The organism is Robbsia andropogonis, assembly GCF_000970345.1.
In the GTDB taxonomy this organism is placed as follows: Bacteria; Pseudomonadota; Gammaproteobacteria; order Burkholderiales; family Burkholderiaceae; genus Robbsia; species Robbsia andropogonis.
In genome coordinates, this window is record NZ_LAQU01000021.1 from 57,217 (window position 1) to 77,366 (window position 20,150).

Here is a 20,150-nt window from a genome sequence, read left to right on the forward strand (position 1 = left end):
GACGTGGTGGATCTACCGCGTTGCGTGTTCGTGAATCAACGCGGCACGTACGCGCGCGGAAGCGGCACGCAGGTCCGTCCAGGCGCCCCGCGTTGGCGCATGTTCCGCCCGGAGATAGCCGGCAAGCGCGGCAATCTGCGTGTCGTCATAGGCATCCGCGAAGCCGGGCATGAAACCCAGCTCCGGTGTGGCCGGCACGTCTATACCCGCGAGAATCACGCGTAGCAGGTTATCGGGACTATCTGCTTGGATACTGCTGTTCAAATGCATTTCGGGACGTACGCCGAAATGACCGACCCCCGTTTGCGGCACGTGGCAGACGGCGCACGCGGCCTCGAAAACACGCTTTCCGGATTGCAACGCAGCGTGCGACACCATGGTGCGCGAGGGTCGAACCCTATCGGTGGGCGTCGCCAGCGTCGTTGTCGCTGATCGTTCCACCGCCGCCTCCGACGCCATAGGTGACGATGCGACGATCGTCCCCGCCTGTCGGCGTATCGGCGCCGATGTGGTGGATGGATCGATCGTCGCCCTGCTCGGCTTACTATCGTCCCGCCACGATGCGATGTAATGCGCGATGGCCCGGATATCGGCATCCGGCAGCGTATTCAGATTACGCACCACGGGTGCCATCGGCCCGGCCGCCACTCCATGTTCCGGTGAAAACCCCACGCGGAGATAGTCGAACAACGCCGACTCCGTCCACGCTTTTGGCGCATCGCCTCTGCCGATCAACGCCGGTGCCCGCCAACCGTCGGCGTCACCCCCGCTGAGATACGCCTTGCCGCCCGGGCCGCTGCGTTCGGCGCCCAGGGCGTTACGTGGTGTATGGCACGCGCCGCAATGTCCCAGGGCCTCGACCAGGTAGGCGCCCCGCGACCATTCGGCGCCTCGGGACGGATCAGGAAGAAACGGCTTGTTATTGAGATAAAGCGTATTCCAGGCGGCCAGCAACGGTCTCACCCGCCAGGGAAAACCAAGAACGGTATGGCGTCCCGCCAATTCCGCTGGCGTGCGCTCGGCCGGGCGCGTCATCAGAAACGCATAGAGCGCCATCATGTCGGCATCGGTGATCTTATTGAATGCCGTGTACGGAAAGACGGGATAAAGATGCCGCCCGTCGCGCGAAATGCCCTCGCGCAGCGCACGCTCGAAAGCCACGAAAGACCAGCCGCCAATGCCATCCTTTACATCGGGCGTCAAGTTGGTGGAATAGACGACCCCGAAAGGCGTATCGAACGGCCGTCCCCCGGTGTTCGTCACGGCACCTTCAGCCGTGTGGCATACCGCGCAATCCGCCGCCGCGGCGAGACGTCTGCCCCGTTCGATCGTCGCGGCACTCCAGGTATCGAGCGGCGGCGGCGCCACGCGCGCGATCTCGCTACGAAACGGTCGCAGCGGACCGAGCAGACGCAGCGCACCGTCCGACACCAGCGCTTGCCAAGACAGCGCCCCGACGACCATGGCACCAGCGGTGGCCAGCAATCCCCCTATCCATCGACGATCGGCCCGTGCCATCACGCCGATATCACGCGACGCCTGCGTGTCGACCGAGTGTGTGGCCGCATGTTGCAAAGGAGCGCGCGCGTGAACAGCATCCTCCGGCTGCGGTGCCGCAGTCTGCGCTCTGACCGCCACGTCCAAATCACTGAATGCCGCCGGCATCGACCGTTGGCGTCGACCCGTCACGGCAAATACCGCATTGGCGACCGCCGCCGCGGCCAGACCGGACGCAATGCGCTGCCAAGCCGGCGTCCCGCCGCCGTTGCATGGCGTGGCATCGTCAAGCAAGGCTGCCGGCCCGGAAAGGGTGACGGCGGATCTGGTTGACGAATGGGGATGCAAAGCACGCACGCCCCCTGCCGACATCGCGGTCCTGATCCATGGTGTGCTGCCTATGGACTCATCGAATGGCACGGACAATAGCGGCACGGACCTGCCCATCGAATTCACCAGCCCGCGCAATGCCTGGGACACCAAGGCCTCGGTGAAACCCTCGATGCGAAACGTGCCGTCGGCGCCATGCGCCGGCGGGGTACCCTTTGCACGACCGGCGACCACCCTCCGTAGTTGCATGTCTCCAGTGCGCGAATCGAAGGCAAGGTCCACGATCCATGCCACATACGATGGCGCCGCATGGTCGTCAACCTCAGATCGGATAGAGCGATCGACTGCCCCGTCCACCCCTGCCACGTCATTGCGCAACGTCGCGTAACCCACGCCGCGACCGACCACATAGCCGGCAGCATCACGCGTACCCCGACCATCCATCGATGCGTTCGCCGGGCCTGATCGTTCCGCAAGCGCGCGTAACAAAACCTTGCCGCCAGCCTCCTCCACCGGATCGAGTAACGCACCCCGCCATGCAATCGGATCGCTCGTCGCAGGGCCCGGCATGCTGCGGTCCCGCGCATCGCGGCCGTCGCGATCGGCCACCGCACGACTTGCCGGCCCCGTGGGCGTTACCGGCGTACCGGCTTGGGCGACGGCCTCGCGCAGTTCGTCGATCAGGCTTTCATGCGCGAAATGCCACCCCGCGTCGGCAAGATCAGATGGCGCGCCGGCGGCGCCGATCGCGACATCGATCAATCGATAGCCGACACCGTCCTGCCCCTCGTCCGGTAAGACGCCATCCTCGCAAGCAATGGCCGCGGAAGCATCCAGAGCGACCGTCGATGCGCCGTCACCACGCCAGCGATAGTGTGCTCGTGCCTCAACGCGGCGTACTTTCACAGGATCGATCCGTGCATGTGGCGCGCCGCTCAAGGGGGCCTCTGTCATTGCGGCACCTGCTTCATGTAGATGGCCGCACGCTTGACCGCGCGCAACACTTCTACATGACACCCGCAGCGGCACAGATTGAAACGCAGCGCACGCCGGATATCCTCGTCGTTGGCATCAGGCGAACACGTCAGCAGCGAGACGGTGCTACAGATCATGCCATTCAAACAATAGCCGCATTGCGCGGCCTGCTCTTCGATGAAAGCCCGCTGCACCGGATGCATCGAAGCGGGACCGGCGACGCGGCCATCGATCGCGTCCGACAGCCCCTCCAATGTCGTCACCGCACGGCCCACCGCTGCTTTCACCGGCAGCACGCAGCTCCGTACGGCCGCCCCGTCCAGGAGCACCGTACACGCACCACACTGCCCTAGGCCACAACCGTACTTCGGACCGTTCAGTAAAAAATCGTTCCGCAATATGTACAGCAACGGCGTTTCCGGCGCGACCTCAACGTCGCGAACCGCGCCGTTCACCTGCAAGCACAGTACCTCCGCACGCGGCCAGCGCGGTGGCTCACGCATCGCGCAGCGGTGCCTCGAACACGTCATAGCCGAACACCCAGGCCGGATCTTCGTTCGTTCGCAGCCATGTGTTGTTATGCGATACAAGCTGAACCTTCGATGCCCGCTCCGCACGATTCGCCTCGTAGAGCCTGAACGCAGTTTCGTAATCGCCGACGCCGGTCTCGCCGAGACAGCGTACGAGCATTGCCGCGTCTTCGATGGCCATGGCGGCGCCTTGCGCCATATGCGGTTTCATCGGATGACACGCATCACCTAACAGAACGATACGGCCTCGGCTCCACAAAGGGAGCGGATCGCGTTCGAGCAATGGCCATTTCTTTACTTCCGGCGTGGCATCGATCAGCGCCTGGACGGTGGGATGATATCCCTCGAAAGCCGTGCGCATTTCCTCACGACTACTCGGCAGCATCGAAACACCAGCCGGCCATTCCGGATGCGGCACACCTGTCACGTAGTAAATCTCGTCCTTCGCGCTGGTCACGTAATAGACCATCATATGACGGTCCTCTGACCACCACTTCACGCATAGATCGACATTGGCGGCATGCTTGCCCAACAAGTGCGCCGGATACACCGCGCGGTGTGCAACCCAGCCGGTGTAACGCGGTGGCTCGGGGCCGAGCAAGTGCTCGCGCAGTTTCGAATCGACACCGTCCGCGCCGATCGCCAAGTCCGCAGTCTCGGTCGAGCCGTCCGAGAATGTCATCCGGACGCCGTCGCCGTGGTCCGCGATGTCGACCAACCGCTTATCGAAGGCGATCGTGCCCGCCGCCAGTTTTTGCGTCAGCAGTGCATGGAAATCACCACGATGCACCGTCAGATAACACGCGCCATACTCTCGAACGGCAAAATCGCCCAGCGGGATCCGCGAAATCGCTTCACCGGACTGCCAATCACGGCTGTACCAGAAATCGGGATGCGAACCCATGATGTTCATTTCATCCTCGATCCCGATACGACGCAGGATCTTCATCACGTTTGGCCCCACGTGGATACCGGCACCCAGGCGCGAGAACATCGGCGCCTGTTCGTAGACCCGTACGTGATAACCCGCCTGCTCCAGAAGCGCTGCCGCCGCGCAGCCCCCCAAACCCGCACCAATGACCGCAATACGTGGTTGACCAGCCTTGCTCATCGTTCCTCTCCTTGTTGCGGCAAGCGGAATATCGGTGGAAACGCGCGTCGGATGGCGCGCTGTAGATTGAGTGTACACATCGTATTTTTCTGGGTAAAGCCTCTCAAAAAAACCGCATATTGCGCGCCGCATTTTGGTGTGTACACTATATTCACCGATTCAAACGGGTACCTGGGAGAAGTGCATGCCGATATCTGACTTTGCGATGATTGATGCCTGGAAGCAGGTGTTGACCCTGTCGAAACTCGAAGCAGGCCAGACGGTCACGGTCTTGACCGGTGCGGCAACGCATCCGCAAACCTTGCAAACCGCCTTGATCGCCGCCCAGTCCATGGGGGCCATTGTCAATCGTCTCGATCTGCTGCCTGTGAATGGCGAGAAAGCATTGAGCCGCGACGCGCTGTCTTTCCTGGGCGAAACACCGCTCACCGGCAACCATGCGGCCATTGCGGCATTGACGGCCAGTGATCTCGTGCTCGACCTGATGACGCTGCTCTTTTCTCCCGAGCAGTTGGATATCTTGAAAACAGGTACGAAGATCCTCCTCGCAGTAGAACCGCCGGAAATACTGGCGCGGATGGTACCAACGCTGGAAGACCGCGAACGCGTATGTGCCGCGGCGGAACGGATCCGCGCCGCGCGGGAAATGCGCGTGACATCGCCGGCTGGAACGTCGCTCATTTGTCCGTTGGGTGAATTTCCGGTGATCACCGAATATGGATTTGTCGATGAACCGGGACGCTGGGATCACTGGCCAAGCGGCTTCGTCCTGACCTTCCCGAACGAAGGGAAGGCGAGTGGCCGCATCGTCATCGATCGTGGCGACATCTTGCTGCCACAGAAGAAATACGTCAGCGACCGGATCGAATTGACGGTGGAGCATGGATATGCGACGCATATCACCGGGGGCCTTGATGCGGATTTGCTGAAGGACTATATGGCGTCGTTCAACGACCCAGAGGGATATGCGATTTCACACATCGGATGGGGCCTGCAACCGCGCGCAAAGTGGTCGACGCTCGGTCTCTACGACCGCGAGGCGACAATCGGCATGGATGCCCGCGCCTTTGAAGGAAACTTCTTGTTTTCACTCGGCCCGAATAACGAGGCCGGCGGCAAGCGCACCACGGCTTGCCACATCGATATTCCATTGCGGCATTGCGACGTTTCGTTGGACGACGTGGCCGTGGTGCGGAACGGGCGCGTGGTGGGAAGGTAGCGCGTGCGTCCGGCCGTCAATCCGCGGGGCGAAGGGTCTTCACCTCCTCATCTGATGGTTGAACGCTGGCACCGTTGACGTAATGGTAGTCAACCATGACGCCCTTGCCATCCTTCAGCGCCGTGGTACCGACATAGGCGCCCATTGTCGATTGATGGTCCTGCGCCCGATACGTAATCGGCCCTAGCGGAGACGGCACCGTCAGGTTCTGGAACGCGGCCGACAGCGCATCGGAATCCGTCGACTTTGCCTTTGCAATACCTGCCGCCAGCGACTTTAATGCCAGGTAGCCGACGACCGAGCCCAAACGCGGATAGTCGTGATATTTGGCCTGATACGCTGCGACAAACTGCTTATGTTCCGGCGTCGTGATCGAATACCATGGCCAACCCGTCACCGTCCACCCGACCGGTGCCTCGGCCCCTAATGGATCGAGATACTCGGGCTCTCCAGTCAGCAGCGAGACCACCGCGCGGTCCTTGAAGAGCCCGCGTGTATTTCCCTCTCGAACGAACTTACCCAGATCGGCGGCAAATTCCACGTTGAAGATCGCATCCGGTTTTGCGTCGGCGAGTGCCTGTGTCACGGCACCCGCATCCAACTTGCCGAGCGGCGTAGCCTGATCCGCAACAAATTCGACATCCGGCTGCGCCGCCTTAAGCAACTTCTTGAACGTGGCAACGGCCGATTGCCCGAACTCGTAGTTCGGATACACCACCGCCCACCTTTTCTTATGAAGCTTGATTGCCTCGGGCATGAGCATCGCCACTTGCATATACGTCGAAGGACGCAGGCGATAAGTGTATTTGTTGCCATTCTGCCAGACGATCTTATCCGTCAACGGCTCGGCTTCCAATGTGAATATCTTCCGTTGTTTCGCGTAGTCCGCAAGCGCAAGTCCGGTGTTCGACAGGAAGCCGCCAAACAACATCTTCACCTGCTCTCCAGCAACCAGTTCCTGCGCAACCCGAATCGTATCACCAGGGTTGCCGTTGTCGTCTCGTGAGATCACTTCCAGCTTCCGACCGTTCACGCCACCTGCGGCGTTGATCTCGTCAAGCGCCATGTTCCAGCCATTCTTGTACGGAACCAGGAACGCCGGCTGCGCCTTATAGCTATTGATCTCGCCAATTTTGATGGTCTGCGCGTAAGCGCATACCGGCACCATGAGCAACATTCCCATGGTCACCGCGATACCTGCTGTCGATTTACGAAACAGGGGAACGCATACACCGTCCTTCTTCCCTATCCCCCATACCCCCCCGCGCCCCACCCCCGAACCCTTGTTCATCAATGGCTTCTCCAAGAAAAAGACGAATACTCCTGCCCCGCGCGTGCCCCGATCCGGGCACTCTGCCTGTAATAACGGCCGTTTAGCTTTTCAAACACTCAGGTAAGCGCGCTGCACCGCTTCATCCTGTGCAAGTGCATCGATACTCCCGCTGAAGCGCACTTGCCCCTTTTCCAACACATAGGCACGATCGCTGACCAGCTCGGCAAAGTGCATGTTCTGCTCCGACAACAAGATCGATAAACCCTCGCGCTTTAATTCGAGGATCATATTCGCCATCTGCTCGACAATCACCGGCGCCACGCCCTCCGATGGTTCGTCCAGCAATACCAGATAAGGATTGCCCATCAACGTGCGGGACACCGTCAGCATTTGCTGTTCCCCACCGCTCATGCGGCTGCCAGGACGGTGCGGCATCTCACCCAAGTTCGGAAACAACGCGAACAGTTTCTCCGGGGTCCAGTACGGGGCATCGGCGCGACGTGGCTGCCTGCCCATATCCAGATTGTCCAGCACCGATAAATCCCCGAACACGCGCCGGTCTTCCGGCACGAAGCCCATGCCGAGTCGCGCGATTCTGTACGGTGCCCAGTCATTGATCGATTGCCCGCGGAACGTGATATCACCGGTGCGCGTGGGTAACATTCCCATCAGCGCTTTCATTGTCGTCGATTTACCAGCGCCGTTGCGCCCCATCAGCGCAACCACCTCGCCTCGCCTCACTTCAAGCGAGATATCGTAAAGCACCTGCGCACGGCCATACGCGGCATTCAGGTTGCGCACACGTAGCATTGGGCTCGTTGCCCCACAGATGTCCGCCTGCGTACCCACGTCGGTCGCCGCCAGGGTCGCATGTCCGACAGGAGACGAGGAAACCACCTCTTCGCGCGCACTCATCGCGCCACCGTCATTGGCGACGCTACGGGGCTTACCACCTGCGTGTCTGTCTCCTTGCGCCGTGGCATGAATGTTTTTCCCGTCCCGAAATAGACTTCGCGCACGACGGGATCATTGCGCACCGTCTGCGGATCGCCCGCCCCGATGAGCCGGCCTCGCGCCAACACAATCATCGTATCCGCATAGGCAAATACGACATCCATGCTGTGCTCCGTAAATAGCACAGCGAGTTGCTGCTCGATCACGAGTTGCTTCGTCAATGCCATCAGCGCGTTGCGCTCCTTCGGCGCCATTCCCGCGGTAGGCTCGTCCATCAACAACAGACGCGGCTTATTCGCAAGCGCGATAGCCAGCTCCACGCGTTTGACATCACCATACGCCAATACGCCGCACGCCCGTCGAGCGTGGGCCGCCATGCCGACGCGGTCCAATAAGACCATCGCTTCATCTCGGTACACATCCGCCACGGAACGCCAGACATTGAACAGTCTGCCCGCATGCGACAGCAACGCCATCTGCACGTTTTCCAGCACGGTCATCGACGCGAAGGTAGCGGCAATCTGAAATGTACGCCCTATGCCCATGCGCCAAATGTCCTTCGGCTTGCGCCCCGCTATATCCTGACCATCGAAACGAATGCTCCCGCCGCTCGGTTTCAACTGCCCGTTCAGCATGTTGAAACATGTCGATTTGCCGGCCCCGTTCGGGCCGATCAAGGCGAGCAGTTGCCCTGCAGGCAACACAAAACTGACGTCGTCGACAGCCTTGACACCGCCGAACGCCTTGCTCAGATGGGACACCTCCAACAAACTCATTAGCCCTCTCCGCCATGCGCCACTTGCTGCGTACGATTAGACGGCGCGCCAGACAGGTCGGACACCGAGAATTCAACGGGATTACTAAGCGAGGACGCCTCTGCTGCTCCCGACGGCCCACGTTGTTCCGTCTTCACGTCCCTCCCGGCATCCATATCGCCGTCCCCCGGAAGATCGAAACGCGCACGGACGAAACCAACGATGCCTTGCGGAAAGGCCATCACCATCAGCAACATCGCCAGGCCCAACAGGGCCTCCCAGTAATCCGTCTGACGCGCCAGGGTATCCTGAAGCCAGGTAAATACCGCCGCTCCGACAATTGGTCCGCTCAATGTCTGAATCCCGCCCAGCAATACCATCACCAATCCGTCCACCGAACGTCCCACGCTGATCGTTTCCGGTGAGATCGTCCCTTTGGAAAAGGTATACAGCGAACCGGCCAACCCGCCGAATATCGATGCAATGACAAACGCCAACCATTGCACGCGCTTGATATCGATGCCAATTGCCTCGCTCCGGAGTGGCGAATCACGGGCGGCACGCAGTGCATACCCCATTGGCGCAAACAGCATGCGACGCATCAGCCAGACGCCCCCCAACGCAATGACGACCGAGAGGTAATAATACGCAACCGGGGAACCGAGCCAGCCGGACGGCCACATCCCGAAGATCCCGTTGCTGCCACCAGTCACATCGTCCCATTGGTACACCACGGACCAGACAATCTGCGCAAACGCGAGCGTCAACATCGCGAAATACACACCGGACAACCGTACGCAGAACCAGCCGAACACCAAAGCGCCGAGTGCCGCAAGCACGGGCGCCAGCAATAAAGCGGCTTCCATCGGCAGATTGAACACTTTCAGGCACAACGCCACGCCATAGGCACCCAAGCCAAAATAAGCGGCATGGCCAAACGAATGCAGTCCGCCAGGACCCATGATGAAATGCAAGCTTGCGGCAAACAACACCGCCACTAGGATTTCAACCATCAGGACGGGAATATACGGGAAGCGCCCTGCCACGAGCGGCAGGGCCAGCAACACGATCACGGCCACGCCGGCCGCGTAGCGAGTACGCATGGCCGCCGGACGCAGCGGCGTATCGGGCAGCGCAGCGGACCGGACGGCGGCATGCGGACGTCCGAATAGTCCCCATGGGCGAAGCACCAATACCACCGCCATCACGACAAACTCCGCCACCAGCGTAAATTTGGTCAGGGAAAACGTCAGGCCGAACAACGACACGGTACCGATGCCAATACACATCGCCTTGATCTCGGCGATTAATACCGCGGCGACGAAAGCCCCTGGAATCGAACCCATGCCGCCCACCACCACCACCACGAATGCATTGCCGATGGTATCGAGGTCCAGCGAAAGACTGGCAGGTGACTTCGGCACCTGCAATGCGCCGCCCAGGCCCGCGAGAAAGGCACCGACAAAGAACACGCCGGTAAAGAGCCAGGCTTGGTTGATGCCGAGTGCACCTAGCATCTCCCGATCGCTGGTGGCCGCGCGAACGAGGCGCCCCCAACGGGTACGCGCAAGTGCATACCAGAGCAGGCCGAGCACGACAGGCCCCACGACCATCAGCAAGACGTTATAGCTTGGCACCGCGTTGCCGAACAGGGTAAAAGCGCCGCCCAATCCAGGCGCACGCGGCCCAAGCAGATCTTCCGGCCCCCAGATAAAGAGCGCGCCATCGCGAAAAATCAGCAGCAACGCAAACGTGGCGAGCAGATGAAACAACTCCGGCGCGCGGTAGATACGTCGCAACACCACGCACTCGACCAGTGCGCCAAGACACGCCACAACGAGCGCGGACAACAGCGCTGCTCCCCAGAATCCCACCACGCTGCCGCCAAGCCGTGTCGTCAAGCTGTAAGCCACATAGACGCCCAGCATATAAAACGAGCCGTGCGCGAAGTTGACGATCCGGGTAACGCCAAAAATCAGCGATAGGCCCGCGGCGACAAGAAACATCGCCGACGCATCGGCGAGCCCATTAATCAACTGAACGAGTAGATTCGAAAACATCGATGCCCCATGTCACGACTCGACTTGCACACGCGCTCTCACGGCTACCGCTACTGAAAGCGGCCGATGATTCCTTCGCGACGCACATAATTGGTTCGTCGCCTCACAGCGCATTGCGAGACCAGCATAGCATGTCAAAAAACGTGTACTACCTATTCACCGCCGAAGAGCGCCATGCAATACAATGTACACATTTGAATTCCCCTCCATGTCTGACATGGCTAGATACATCACCGCCGCAGATTAAGGAAGCAACGCAGGCAGCCGGCGGCAATATGGTGCCCCGGCTGTCGGAAGCATGAGCACACGCTCGGCAAGCTCGGCAAGCTCGGCAAGCTCGGCAAGCTCGGCAAGCTCGGCAAGCCGGGATTATAAGCAGATCAGGGAACGCGTTGGCGCGCGCCGGTGGCAGCGCGGGGGAGAGACGAAACGGGAGTCAGGCGTGGTGAGCGGAGGCGGCGGGAAAGGCGCAGTCCCGCGATTCGATAACAAATGGGATACGCCGGAACTGCAGATACAGGACCACTAACGCCCGGTGTGGACTCGCGGCGGCAACACTGGCACATAACTGACGTCGGGCATCCAGCGGCTCGGCCGTAGCTGCACTTGCAGAAGAGATGGCCACGGACATCGCCGACGAAAGCGCATGCATCCGAACGTCACCCCTGCGATGTGCCAGATGAAATGCACGGCGCGCACGACGACGCAGGGAAACAATCGATACCGCAACAGCCAATACCATGCCGAATCGAAAAGTCGGCCCCTGAAACACGGACTCCGGGACCTGGAACAACATCATCGCAAGCAGCATAAGAACTTGCGCTGAGCAGACAGTCGCAATCGAAGGGAACAAGTAGGCCCTGGCCGTGTCGGCAATGGACGGTTTCATCGCTTTGCTTCACTGAAAAGGTGGTCGGTCGGACGTACCATCCGAGAAACAATCCTGCAAAGCACAAAACATTCCAACAAGCCGTGAAGGTATGAAATATTGTAGGATGCGCGCTACGCGCCATGACATCACACCGTGCAACGTGCCTTCGCTCGCGATGGCATTACTCCGCGCTACGCCGGCACATCAGGCGGGTAAGACTGTGACCGCAACCGTCGGGGCGCGGACGCTGCGCACGTAGTAAATATCGACATCTTGCTCACCTGTTTTTACAAACCCGTGACGCAAGTAAAACGCATTCGATTCGCTACCGCGCAGTGCGCCGAGGACAATGGGCAGGTGCAGCATTGCCGCCTGGTCGATGATCATGCGCAATACGGCACTACCAATGCCACAACGCTGAAACCCCGGCAGGATATACAAATGATCGAGCAGAAGATGATCGGCGCGGATGCGCGTGACCGTACAACCGGCACGGAACCCATCGACGAGGATATGTTGCGCGCATGCGGGATCGAAGTTGTCTAACATACGGGCCCGAGCGCGATGCAAATCAAACCGCCCTATTCGCATCAAGCTATCTCGCATGGCCGCAACGCGCAGATTCGCCAGGTAGTCTGCGTCCTCCCACTTACTTTGCTCGAGACGGATGTTCACCGCGAGACGCCCCCGCTACGCGCCACTACTCACAGAATAAGCAGGATTGCCCGGACGCTGGATGGTCTGATGCACCCACTTTTTTCAACATGATAAGCGAGAAGAGAACGTACGCGCGATCGATACTCATCGGGAAAGTGTGGACAAAATGGCACGCTGTAGAAAAACAGCGCCACGCATTATTTCAACGCGTGGCGCTGCGCGCATGCGGCGGTGACGTCGGACATCAACCATTGAAATGCGCGAAGCGCGTAGTGCACGCGGCCCACAACACGGATGGAACCAGGCACGGTAATGCTCGGTGGATCAGCCGGAGCACCGATAGGATGCCCTTCGCAGGATGGGAGCGCAGCCCTCACTGCTTGCCTGATGTTTCGACGTAAAAACAGTGTACTGCGGCTTAGCGAGAATTCGGTTCCTGATTTCCTATAGAATACGGACATAAAGGAAAGAATCTTTCTCGATAAAGGTATTTTTCGAAAGAAATGTTTTCAGGAGAGACATGCGATGCCTGCCGCCTTGGATGCATTGGATCGTCATGACCGTGCGATCCTCCGTGAACTGCAACAGAACGCACGCCAGCGTAATGCAGAGCTCGCTGAAAAAATTGGCATCTCGGCTAGCGCATGCTGGAATCGCACCCGTCAGTTGGAAAAGGACGGGTATATACAGGGATACACGGCACTCCTCGATCAAACCAAACTGGGCTTTTCAGATACCGTACTGATCGAATTGACATTGGACGGCCACGAAGACGAAAGGCTGGCCCGGTTTGGAGAGGAACTCGCGGCATTGCCGGAAGTGATCGAGGCCTATTTGATCTCCGGCGAATATGATTATCTCGTGAAGGTAGCGGTCGACGGCACTGCTGGCTACGAACGTTTTCTACGAGAAAAACTCTACAAGATCAGCGGCATACGACACAGTCGATCGATGTTTGCCCTGCGCTGCATGAAGCAGATTCCGTCGGTGCAGCTATAGTTTATTGACGCGTGGTTTGTGTTCGCGATCGTTTGTTTTCCCGTGGGCGACGCGGTGCGCGACGATATGGCCGATATGCGTCTGCACCCAATCCGCAAGACCTTCGAGTCGTGTAGCAACCGCTTCACCCATCGATGTGAGATGGTATTCGACCTTGGGTGGCACCACCGGATATGCAACCCGGCGTACGAAACCATCCGCTTCCAAGGTCTGCAGCGTCTGCGCCAGCATTTTCTCGCTGATACCTCCGACTTTTCGCCGCAATTCGCTGAAGCGATGCGTACCCGCCATCAATCCCACCAATACCAGCACCGCCCAGCGACTGGTAAGGTGTGTGAGCACCTCTCGCGACGGACAATCCTGTGCAAATACATAGCCTTGACGCATCAAATCGGCGAGGCGAACGCCGTCTGCGTTGATCCGCATGTCTGTGGCTGCTTCCGCACCAGCTGCGCCTTTCATGCCGACGTTGTCCTGTCCGTCTTCGGCGCTTTCCACTGTTCCAATATGCTGTCTTCGTGTCACCACACCCTCCGCTTCACGCCCACCATGCTTACTTTTTCGTGCGTACTTTCGGAAAGTAAGCACTTACCGTATTCTGCCATGAGGATCGCGTGCCCCTTACACAAAAACGGAGTTCCATCATGATCGTCATCACAGGTGCAACAGGTCAACTGGGCCGTCTCGTCATTGCCGCACTGCTGCGCCGTGGCGTGGCGGCAAATCACATCGTTGCGGCAGTGCGCAGTCCCCAAAACGCCACGGATCTGGCCGGACAAGGTGTGATCGTCCGACGCGCGGATTACACCGAACCGGCCAGTCTCGATAGTGCCTTTGCCGGCGCGGAGAAGGTACTGCTGATTTCAGGCAATCAAGTAGGTCAGCGCGTCCCGCAGCATCAAGCCGTGATCGACGCGGCGAAACGCGCCGGCGTCGCGCTGCTGGCATACACCAGTCTGGTGCACGCGACACAATCGCCACTGGCCCTGGCGGCCGAGCACCGTGCCACGGAAACCGCGATCGCAGCGTCCGGCCTGCCTACGGTCATCCTGCGTAATGGCTGGTACAACGAAAATTTTGAGACGCGCATTACCGGCGCAGTCGCGACCGGTGCGATCCATGGATGCGCCGGCACGGGCCGGTTTTCGTCTGCATCGCGTGCCGATTACGCGGAAGCAGCGGCTGCGGTACTGACGCGCAGCACGTCATCTGACATCCAGATCCTGGAATTGGCGGGGTCTGAAGGGTATTCCCTAGCCGATCTTGCCGGCAAGGTTGCCACGGCATCGGGAAAACCGGTGCAGTACCATGATCTTTCTCAAGTGGAATACGAAGCTGCATTGCTGAAACATGGTCTACCGGATGCGTTCGCCAAGATCCTCGCAGACTCGGATGCGGGCGTCGCGACCGGCGCACTGTTCGACGAAGGCAAGACGCTCGAAAACCTGATCGGGCGGCCGACGACATCCATTGACGAGACGATCGCCGCGATCCTCCAGCGCTGATCGCGTTCTTGAACCGGAGGGGTTTTGCCTACAACCTTAGAGGGTCACCACGAAGCGCGCTTCATGGTCCTCGAAAATGGCATCGAACGTGCCACCGTGGCCCGTGAAAATAGCATTGGCGATGAAAAGCCCCAGACCCAGACCGGAACGGTTGTTCAAATTGAGCGGGCCGCCCTTGAATGGATCGATCAGACGACGGAATGGTACCGTCACACGATGGGTTGTTTTGTTTTTGACCTCGATTCGTCGACGCCCGCCATCCACGCGAGCAACAATCTCAATGGGTGCATTGGGGTCACCGTGCTGTCGCGCATTGCTGAGCAAATTGCTCATCCCCTGCACAAAGCGGTCTTCATCGAGATCGGCCTGCCCAAGCGCATCGCAGTCCAAGCGCACATCGTTTCCAGGATAGCTGAAACGTATTTCCTCGACCATGGCGAGCAATACCGCATCCAACGAGGTAGGTTGTCGGGCGAGGCTCAAGCCGATACCCGAGCGGATGCGGCTGACGTCCAAAATATAGCTGATCAACGATTGCATGCGACGGGTCGAGCCTTCTACACGCTTTGCCGTATCGGTCGACGTCGCCAACCCCTTACCCATCAACTGCACGGCCAGATTGATTGCCTGTAACGGGTCACGCAAATCGTGCCCCAACGTAGCCAACAACGTCATCCGTTCGCGGTCGCTTTCCCGCAGCCGTTCCAGCGCGACATCCTGCAACACCGCCTTCACCGCACGCGCCGCGCTTTGGTCCACATCTGTCCACTCGCGACAACTGCCGCGGACAATCTGCTGCCAGACTTCAAACGAGCCCCTCGGCGTCAGCCGACGGCCATTAGGCCCCGACGCCACGATCTTATCTGGTGGTCCGGCCCAACAAATCGTCTCGACCAACTCGTCGCGAAGCCAGGCCACGGTAATGCGCGACTCGCTGGATACCTGGATTGCCAGCAGGCCCGCCGCTTCACCATTTCGCGTTAACGGCCGCGGCACATCAGGAAGATCGTGCGAAATGGAGCGTGCGACCACAATATCCAAACGGGCATCCGCCATATGCTGCGCCAGTTCCAACATTCCCTGCCCGTTGGCACCTGCACCCAGCAACAATACACGCTGGTCGATGACCACGGACACACCGTCGCAATCCATCATCTTGCCAATGGCGTCGCCGGCTGCAGCGAACCCGGCCGACAGTTCGGGCGCGTCCGCCATCAAGCTGGCGATTTCCAACCCTAACGCGTTCCACGACACCTCGGCGGACATGCGACGCTTGAATTCGATCCGTTCGATCAGTATCGATAATACTTGCGTCAGTACCGTGCATGAAAGGCGCACCGCGAGCGGCGAGCGGTACGGCTGCATGTGATGGCAAGCAATTAACCCCCACAAACGGCCGTTGATCACGATCGAAATACTCATGGACGCCTTGACGCCCATGTTTTTCAGATACTCGATGTGAATCGGTGACACACTGCGCAGGATCGACTGACTGAGATCGAAGGCTTGGCCCGTCCCCGAATGGAGTGCCGGGAAGATAGGAGATGGAATCGCTTCGACCGACGTGATTTGCCGAATCGGCTGGAGTACATAAAGCCGACGCGCTTGCGCAGGGATATCACCGGCCGGATAGCGTTGCTGCAGAAACGGAGACAAATCATCGCGCTTGGCCTCGGCAATCACTTCACCGCTGTCATCCTGGAGAAAACGATAGCCCATGACACGATCGAAGCCGGTCATCGACCGCACGGCTTCCACGGCATCCTGCAGCAGACCCGATACCGAATCGTAATCGGTGCGTTGCAATCGCTGGATTGCCCGCTGGGCAAGTGCTGCATAGTGCCCAGAATGCGACATCCCTGGTGGTACGTCGCTAATGGACTCCCACTCGGCAATCAGCACATCCCCGGACCAGTGCACGACCATGTCGAAACGCATCCCGGCGTGACCCGCCACCTCAACGGACTCAAGCAGCGCACGCCGGTCCGTCAACGCCAGAGAAAGCAATTGCCGGGCTTCCACGCTGAAATGCTTCTCGGCGAACCGAGCCCTCAACGGCGGGAGCTCGCCGAGAAACCGGGCCGCGGATTCACTGGCAGCCAATAAACGACCAGCGTCATCAAAGCAGAGCAACGCACCGTGCGGCTGCACACTGCCCAGGGCGTGGATCGGCTCCTGGTCGCAATTCGCAATGACGTCCGTCAAACCGTTCTGCATTCGAACTCGTTTCCGTGTTGAAATGCCCTCCCCATTGACGGCACTTTGCAGATTGTAATCTTGATTTCAACAGCGGACGAGCCGTCACAACGAGAATACAGTCAACTGTATTTTTTTCACTTATGCAGTGTCAACGCAAGGTAAAGCACGTAGAACGCGCCGTTCACGGCGAGCGCACCCACCCACAGTCCGTTGCGCCTCGACATCACCCGTAGCCACGCCGCGGCCGCAATCGTTATCAACACGCCCGTCAGCACTTCCACGCGCGGCTCCCACGGCGTCAGCAGGATGCCGATAGCCGGTAGCAGCGTTCCCTGAAACACCATCGCGCCTGTGATATTGCCGAACGCCAAGGTATCCTTTCCCCGCCTGATCCAGACAATACTGTTGATCTTCTCGGGCAGTTCCGTCGCGATCGGGATGATCAGCAACGAGAGCAGCAACGGCGAAATGCCCCACAATGCCGACACGCCCCGCACGCCATGGATAAAGCCTTCCGCGCCCAACAGCAGCAGGAGCACGGCAGCCAGCAATTGCAGCACGATCGTCACGAGATTTGTCGGCAGGCCGAGTTTCGCCGCGAACATCGCTTCGGGTGCCTCGGTACCATGCCCGGCATCCACCAGCGAGGCCGATGCCCTGAACGTCATCACGACATACACGACGTACACCATCACCAATGCGACACTCAGTCCGATGCGGATGGCCAATTGATGATGCGGGACGAACATCGCCACAGTGGCCAGGACGAATGCGGCAAGGAAGTATTGCAGGTCCCGGTTGAACCCCGTACGCTCCGGCACGATGCGACCGGACGGTCGCCGGCTGCGCCAGACCGCCAGGGCCATCAGAAAGGTCGACAGCGTCCCCAGCATCAACGGCGCGCCCAAAATGGCGCCAACCCCAATTTCCTGGTTGACCTGCTGCGCCCCACCACCGCCAAGCACCGCAAGCAAGGGGACGATGGTTTCCGGCAATGCCGTACCCACCGCTGCAAACAGCGATCCGGTCACACCCTCGGATATCTTGAGACGCTCACCGAGGTGTTCCAACGCATTCGTGAACAACTCGGCGGCGGCGAGAATGATCGCCAGCGTCACGAGCAGTTCCAGCATCAAGCGCATCATGCCTGGCCTGCCTTTACCGCTGCGGCGCGATCGATCGTCAGTAGGCGCTCCAAGCATGCCGAAGTGACGAGGCGGGTGCGGTGATGATTGACAAAGACGTGACAAGGATGGCGGACAAGCGAAGTGACGACCAGGGCACATGCGCCGGGATGACGACGTATCATAATTATGGGAACTCTCCAGGGCCGGACGGTGCGAAACCATGACGCCGACCTCCCGCCCAGCCCTGGACAAGATCAGCGTCGATAGTCTCGCCAAACCGGTTGGTTGGACACGCCACGGCAAGCGCCGAGAATGTTGACGTGTCCGCCCCCCATTGCAGGAGGCAGGCTACTCCCTAAAGACGGCGCGATTGTAACCGCGCTTTCGTGACACGTGCAAGTAGAAGGGAAAGATTTCCGACTAAGTCGATGAGGGAGCCTGCGACCGCTGCAGCGCCGCCAAATTGCCTTCGCCGAAACCAGGATGCCCACGCCGTTCGACGATCTCAAAAAAATCTCGCCGGGCGCATGACGCAGGAAAGCCTGCAGGAACAAACGCGGCGTGCCATCGGGGTCGATATGCCCATCAACCAGTATCTGGCGCGCGCGCAACGCGGCGACATCAAGGCCGTGCCCGGGCAGACGTGCGTCCATCTGATCGTAATAGGCATCAGGCCAGGCGATGAACGTCATCCCCCGCGCCAGCAATGCATCGACGGACGCGACGATGTCGTCGCTCGCCAGCGCAATGTGCTGGACACCTTCGCCGGGATGATCGGGCAGAAATCGGTGCATGGTTTCCGTCGGCTGGGCGCCCTCCTCATACAACGGGATACGGATGCTGCCGCAGGGAGACACCACCACGCGAGCGCCCGTCGGCGCCAATCCATCCGGATGCAGATCTTGCAGCGCATGGAAATGCAAGAGTTCCGCATAGAAACCGAGCCACTCGTCCATCCTGCCCGCGCCCACCGTCTGCGTGAAATGGTCGACTCGCTTCAAATGCGTCGACGCCGCGTTCCCCGCGGCACGTTCCGCGTTCGCCGTGAGGTCGGCACCATCGATCGGGGCGAAATCGACCTCGTACAACGATGGTGCGTGCGTCCCATAGGCATCGTCCGGACGTCCCGGCCAGCGATCGATGAAGTAAATATGCGAATCACCGATCCCTTGAATCGCGCGCAACTTCAATTCGTGCGGTCCCGTGCGTTCTCCCTCGAAAGGCCAGGCTCCCATGGTCAACGCATGCTTGAAAGCTTGCTTTGCGCTCAGCACGCGGACCCCGAGCGCGCATACGCCCACGCCATACTCACTGGCATAACGCTGTGCGAACGAGTCAGGCTCGCCGTTCACGAGAAAACGTATGTCGCCTAATCGGTAAAGCGTCACCGCCTTGCTGACATGCCGTGCGACGGGCTTGAGGCCCAGCCGCTCGAACATCGCGCCGAGCCGTTGTGGGTCCGGCGCGGCGAACTCCACGAATTCGAGGCCGATCATGCCGAGCGGGTTGTTCGGGTCCACGGGTGGCCGGTCCGGCTGCACATCGGGCGTGGTCAAGGGCGTGGTTGTCGACGTTGTCGACGCAAACGCAGGGTCTTCAGACGGTGAAGGGCTCATAGTCAAGATGTCAGTCACCCGGGCACAAAGATAGATCGCGCAATTATTCTATCGCGTCATGCCGTCGGCAAACGCAAAATCAGCGCAACACCGCGGCACGTCCCAAATATTGGCACCACGAATGTCGATACATATAGCAGGCAGCTTCCCTGATGTTCAGGCCGAATGGGGTAAGTTGTGCCACAATGCGCACCGTATTGCGTCCGCATGCCGTGTGGCATCCGGGATGCATATCGCTTCCTTGCAGCCGCTTCGTCGTGGCTACCGCGTGGCCGGGCGAATTTATTTGATCGGTGCGGCATGCGTGAGCCTGCTACACTCGGCGTAAGGGACGTTACAATACGCCGCCAGCGTGCTTTCGACGCCGGCGACCGTCTCCCCGTCACATGCGCCGGTTTTCGGCGTGCGTGACGCGTTTTCTCTTTTTGGCCGTCGGGGTGGGACGCTGTCATTGGACGATGCTGTCACGATG

15 protein-coding genes, 1 pseudogene and 1 riboswitch are annotated in these 20,150 nt (G+C 59.7%); of the genes and pseudogenes, 3 read left to right on the forward strand and 13 right to left on the reverse strand.

Annotation, left to right across the window (positions count from 1 at the left end):
- Window positions 1-12: 12 nt before the first annotated feature.
- The 3 genes from WM40_RS17935 to WM40_RS17945 are packed head-to-tail and all read right to left on the reverse strand — an operon-like array spanning window position 13 to window position 4,443.
- Complete coding sequence (locus tag WM40_RS17935; protein WP_082102915.1) at window positions 13-2,781, reverse strand: cytochrome c; 2,769 nt, start codon at window positions 2,779-2,781, stop codon at window positions 13-15.
- Window positions 2,778-3,305: a (2Fe-2S)-binding protein gene (locus WM40_RS17940; RefSeq protein WP_024904582.1), complete on the reverse strand. Its 528-nt coding sequence runs from the start codon at window positions 3,303-3,305 to the stop codon at window positions 2,778-2,780. Before WM40_RS17940 ends, WM40_RS17935 begins: the two co-directional genes overlap by 4 nt.
- Window positions 3,298-4,443: an FAD-dependent monooxygenase gene (locus WM40_RS17945; RefSeq protein ID WP_046153561.1), complete on the reverse strand. Its 1,146-nt coding sequence runs from the start codon at window positions 4,441-4,443 to the stop codon at window positions 3,298-3,300. The genes WM40_RS17940 and WM40_RS17945 overlap by 8 nt, the downstream gene beginning before the upstream one ends.
- Window positions 4,444-4,627: 184 nt before the next feature.
- On the opposite strand from WM40_RS17945, the gene WM40_RS17950 reads away from it, so the two are divergent.
- Window positions 4,628-5,662, forward strand: coding sequence for a 2,5-dihydroxypyridine 5,6-dioxygenase (locus tag WM40_RS17950; protein WP_024904583.1), 1,035 nt, complete (start codon window positions 4,628-4,630; stop codon window positions 5,660-5,662).
- Between the two features lie 16 nt (window positions 5,663-5,678).
- Here WM40_RS17950 and WM40_RS17955 read toward each other — a convergent pair whose 3' ends face one another.
- The 6 genes from WM40_RS17955 to WM40_RS17980 form a co-directional block, all read right to left on the reverse strand.
- Window positions 5,679-6,845 carry an ABC transporter substrate-binding protein gene (locus WM40_RS17955; RefSeq protein ID WP_036011513.1) on the reverse strand — a complete coding sequence of 389 codons (1,167 nt, stop codon included), beginning with the start codon at window positions 6,843-6,845 and terminating at the stop codon, window positions 5,679-5,681.
- 198 nt (window positions 6,846-7,043) lie between these two features.
- Window positions 7,044-7,745: an ABC transporter ATP-binding protein gene (locus WM40_RS17960; protein WP_036011531.1), complete on the reverse strand. Its 702-nt coding sequence runs from the start codon at window positions 7,743-7,745 to the stop codon at window positions 7,044-7,046.
- Window positions 7,746-7,846: 101 nt separating this feature from the next.
- On the reverse strand, window positions 7,847-8,665 hold the full coding sequence (locus tag WM40_RS17965; RefSeq protein WP_082102918.1) for an ABC transporter ATP-binding protein: 819 nt from the start codon (window positions 8,663-8,665) through the stop codon (window positions 7,847-7,849).
- Window positions 8,665-10,704, reverse strand: coding sequence for an ABC transporter permease (locus tag WM40_RS17970; protein WP_024904587.1), 2,040 nt, complete (start codon window positions 10,702-10,704; stop codon window positions 8,665-8,667). Before WM40_RS17970 ends, WM40_RS17965 begins: the two co-directional genes overlap by 1 nt.
- 436 nt (window positions 10,705-11,140) lie before the next feature.
- Entirely contained in the window at window positions 11,141-11,593 is a 453-nt protein-coding gene (locus WM40_RS17975; protein ID WP_157685117.1) for a hypothetical protein, read from the reverse strand.
- Window positions 11,594-11,779: 186 nt separating this feature from the next.
- Window positions 11,780-12,250 (reverse strand): GNAT family N-acetyltransferase, encoded by a 471-nt coding sequence (locus tag WM40_RS17980; protein WP_024904589.1) that lies wholly within the window; start codon window positions 12,248-12,250, stop codon window positions 11,780-11,782.
- 507 nt (window positions 12,251-12,757) lie between these two features.
- Between WM40_RS17980 and WM40_RS17985 the strand changes: the two genes are divergently transcribed.
- Complete coding sequence (locus WM40_RS17985; RefSeq protein ID WP_024904590.1) at window positions 12,758-13,231, forward strand: Lrp/AsnC family transcriptional regulator; 474 nt, start codon at window positions 12,758-12,760, stop codon at window positions 13,229-13,231.
- Here the strand turns inward: WM40_RS17985 and WM40_RS17990 are convergent.
- Window positions 13,226-13,657, reverse strand: a complete 432-nt coding sequence (locus tag WM40_RS17990) for a winged helix-turn-helix transcriptional regulator (protein WP_036011541.1) — start codon at window positions 13,655-13,657, stop codon at window positions 13,226-13,228. The genes WM40_RS17985 and WM40_RS17990 overlap by 6 nt on opposite strands.
- A gap of 218 nt (window positions 13,658-13,875) precedes the next feature.
- Between WM40_RS17990 and WM40_RS17995 the strand changes: the two genes are divergently transcribed.
- Window positions 13,876-14,736 (forward strand): SDR family oxidoreductase, encoded by an 861-nt coding sequence (locus WM40_RS17995; protein ID WP_024904592.1) that lies wholly within the window; start codon window positions 13,876-13,878, stop codon window positions 14,734-14,736.
- Window positions 14,737-14,772: 36 nt separating this feature from the next.
- Here the strand turns inward: WM40_RS17995 and WM40_RS18000 are convergent, their stop codons facing one another.
- The 3 genes and pseudogenes from WM40_RS18000 to WM40_RS18010 all read right to left on the reverse strand — a co-directional run bounded on the left by WM40_RS18000 (window position 14,773) and on the right by WM40_RS18010 (window position 19,678).
- A complete protein-coding gene (locus tag WM40_RS18000) occupies window positions 14,773-16,953 on the reverse strand; it encodes a GAF domain-containing protein (RefSeq protein WP_024904593.1) in 2,181 nt (726 codons plus the stop codon).
- 116 nt (window positions 16,954-17,069) lie between these two features.
- A complete protein-coding gene (locus tag WM40_RS18005; protein WP_024904594.1) occupies window positions 17,070-18,080 on the reverse strand; it encodes a sodium:calcium antiporter in 1,011 nt (336 codons plus the stop codon).
- 184 nt (window positions 18,081-18,264) lie between these two features.
- A riboswitch (yybP-ykoY riboswitch) is annotated at window positions 18,265-18,431 on the reverse strand.
- A 51-nt stretch (window positions 18,432-18,482) separates the two neighbouring features.
- Window positions 18,483-19,678: pseudogene (locus WM40_RS18010) on the reverse strand (4-hydroxyphenylpyruvate dioxygenase family protein).
- Between the last annotated feature and the right edge of the window lie 472 nt (window positions 19,679-20,150).

Coding starts and splice junctions, on each gene's coding strand:
- WM40_RS17935 (WP_082102915.1), bottom strand. CDS start 2,781: ATGACAGAGGCCCCCTTGAGCGGCGCGCCACATGCACGGATCGATCCT.
- WM40_RS17940 (WP_024904582.1), bottom strand. CDS start 3,305: ATGCGTGAGCCACCGCGCTGGCCGCGTGCGGAGGTACTGTGCTTGCAG.
- WM40_RS17945 (WP_046153561.1), bottom strand. CDS start 4,443: ATGAGCAAGGCTGGTCAACCACGTATTGCGGTCATTGGTGCGGGTTTG.
- WM40_RS17950 (WP_024904583.1), top strand. CDS start 4,628: ATGCCGATATCTGACTTTGCGATGATTGATGCCTGGAAGCAGGTGTTG.
- WM40_RS17955 (WP_036011513.1), bottom strand. CDS start 6,845: ATGGGAATGTTGCTCATGGTGCCGGTATGCGCTTACGCGCAGACCATC.
- WM40_RS17960 (WP_036011531.1), bottom strand. CDS start 7,745: ATGCTACGTGTGCGCAACCTGAATGCCGCGTATGGCCGTGCGCAGGTG.
- WM40_RS17965 (WP_082102918.1), bottom strand. CDS start 8,665: ATGAGTTTGTTGGAGGTGTCCCATCTGAGCAAGGCGTTCGGCGGTGTC.
- WM40_RS17970 (WP_024904587.1), bottom strand. CDS start 10,704: ATGTTTTCGAATCTACTCGTTCAGTTGATTAATGGGCTCGCCGATGCG.
- WM40_RS17975 (WP_157685117.1), bottom strand. CDS start 11,593: ATGAAACCGTCCATTGCCGACACGGCCAGGGCCTACTTGTTCCCTTCG.
- WM40_RS17985 (WP_024904590.1), top strand. CDS start 12,758: ATGCCTGCCGCCTTGGATGCATTGGATCGTCATGACCGTGCGATCCTC.
- WM40_RS17990 (WP_036011541.1), bottom strand. CDS start 13,657: ATGCGGATCAACGCAGACGGCGTTCGCCTCGCCGATTTGATGCGTCAA.
- WM40_RS17995 (WP_024904592.1), top strand. CDS start 13,876: ATGATCGTCATCACAGGTGCAACAGGTCAACTGGGCCGTCTCGTCATT.
- WM40_RS18000 (WP_024904593.1), bottom strand. CDS start 16,953: ATGCAGAACGGTTTGACGGACGTCATTGCGAATTGCGACCAGGAGCCG.
- WM40_RS18005 (WP_024904594.1), bottom strand. CDS start 18,080: ATGATGCGCTTGATGCTGGAACTGCTCGTGACGCTGGCGATCATTCTC.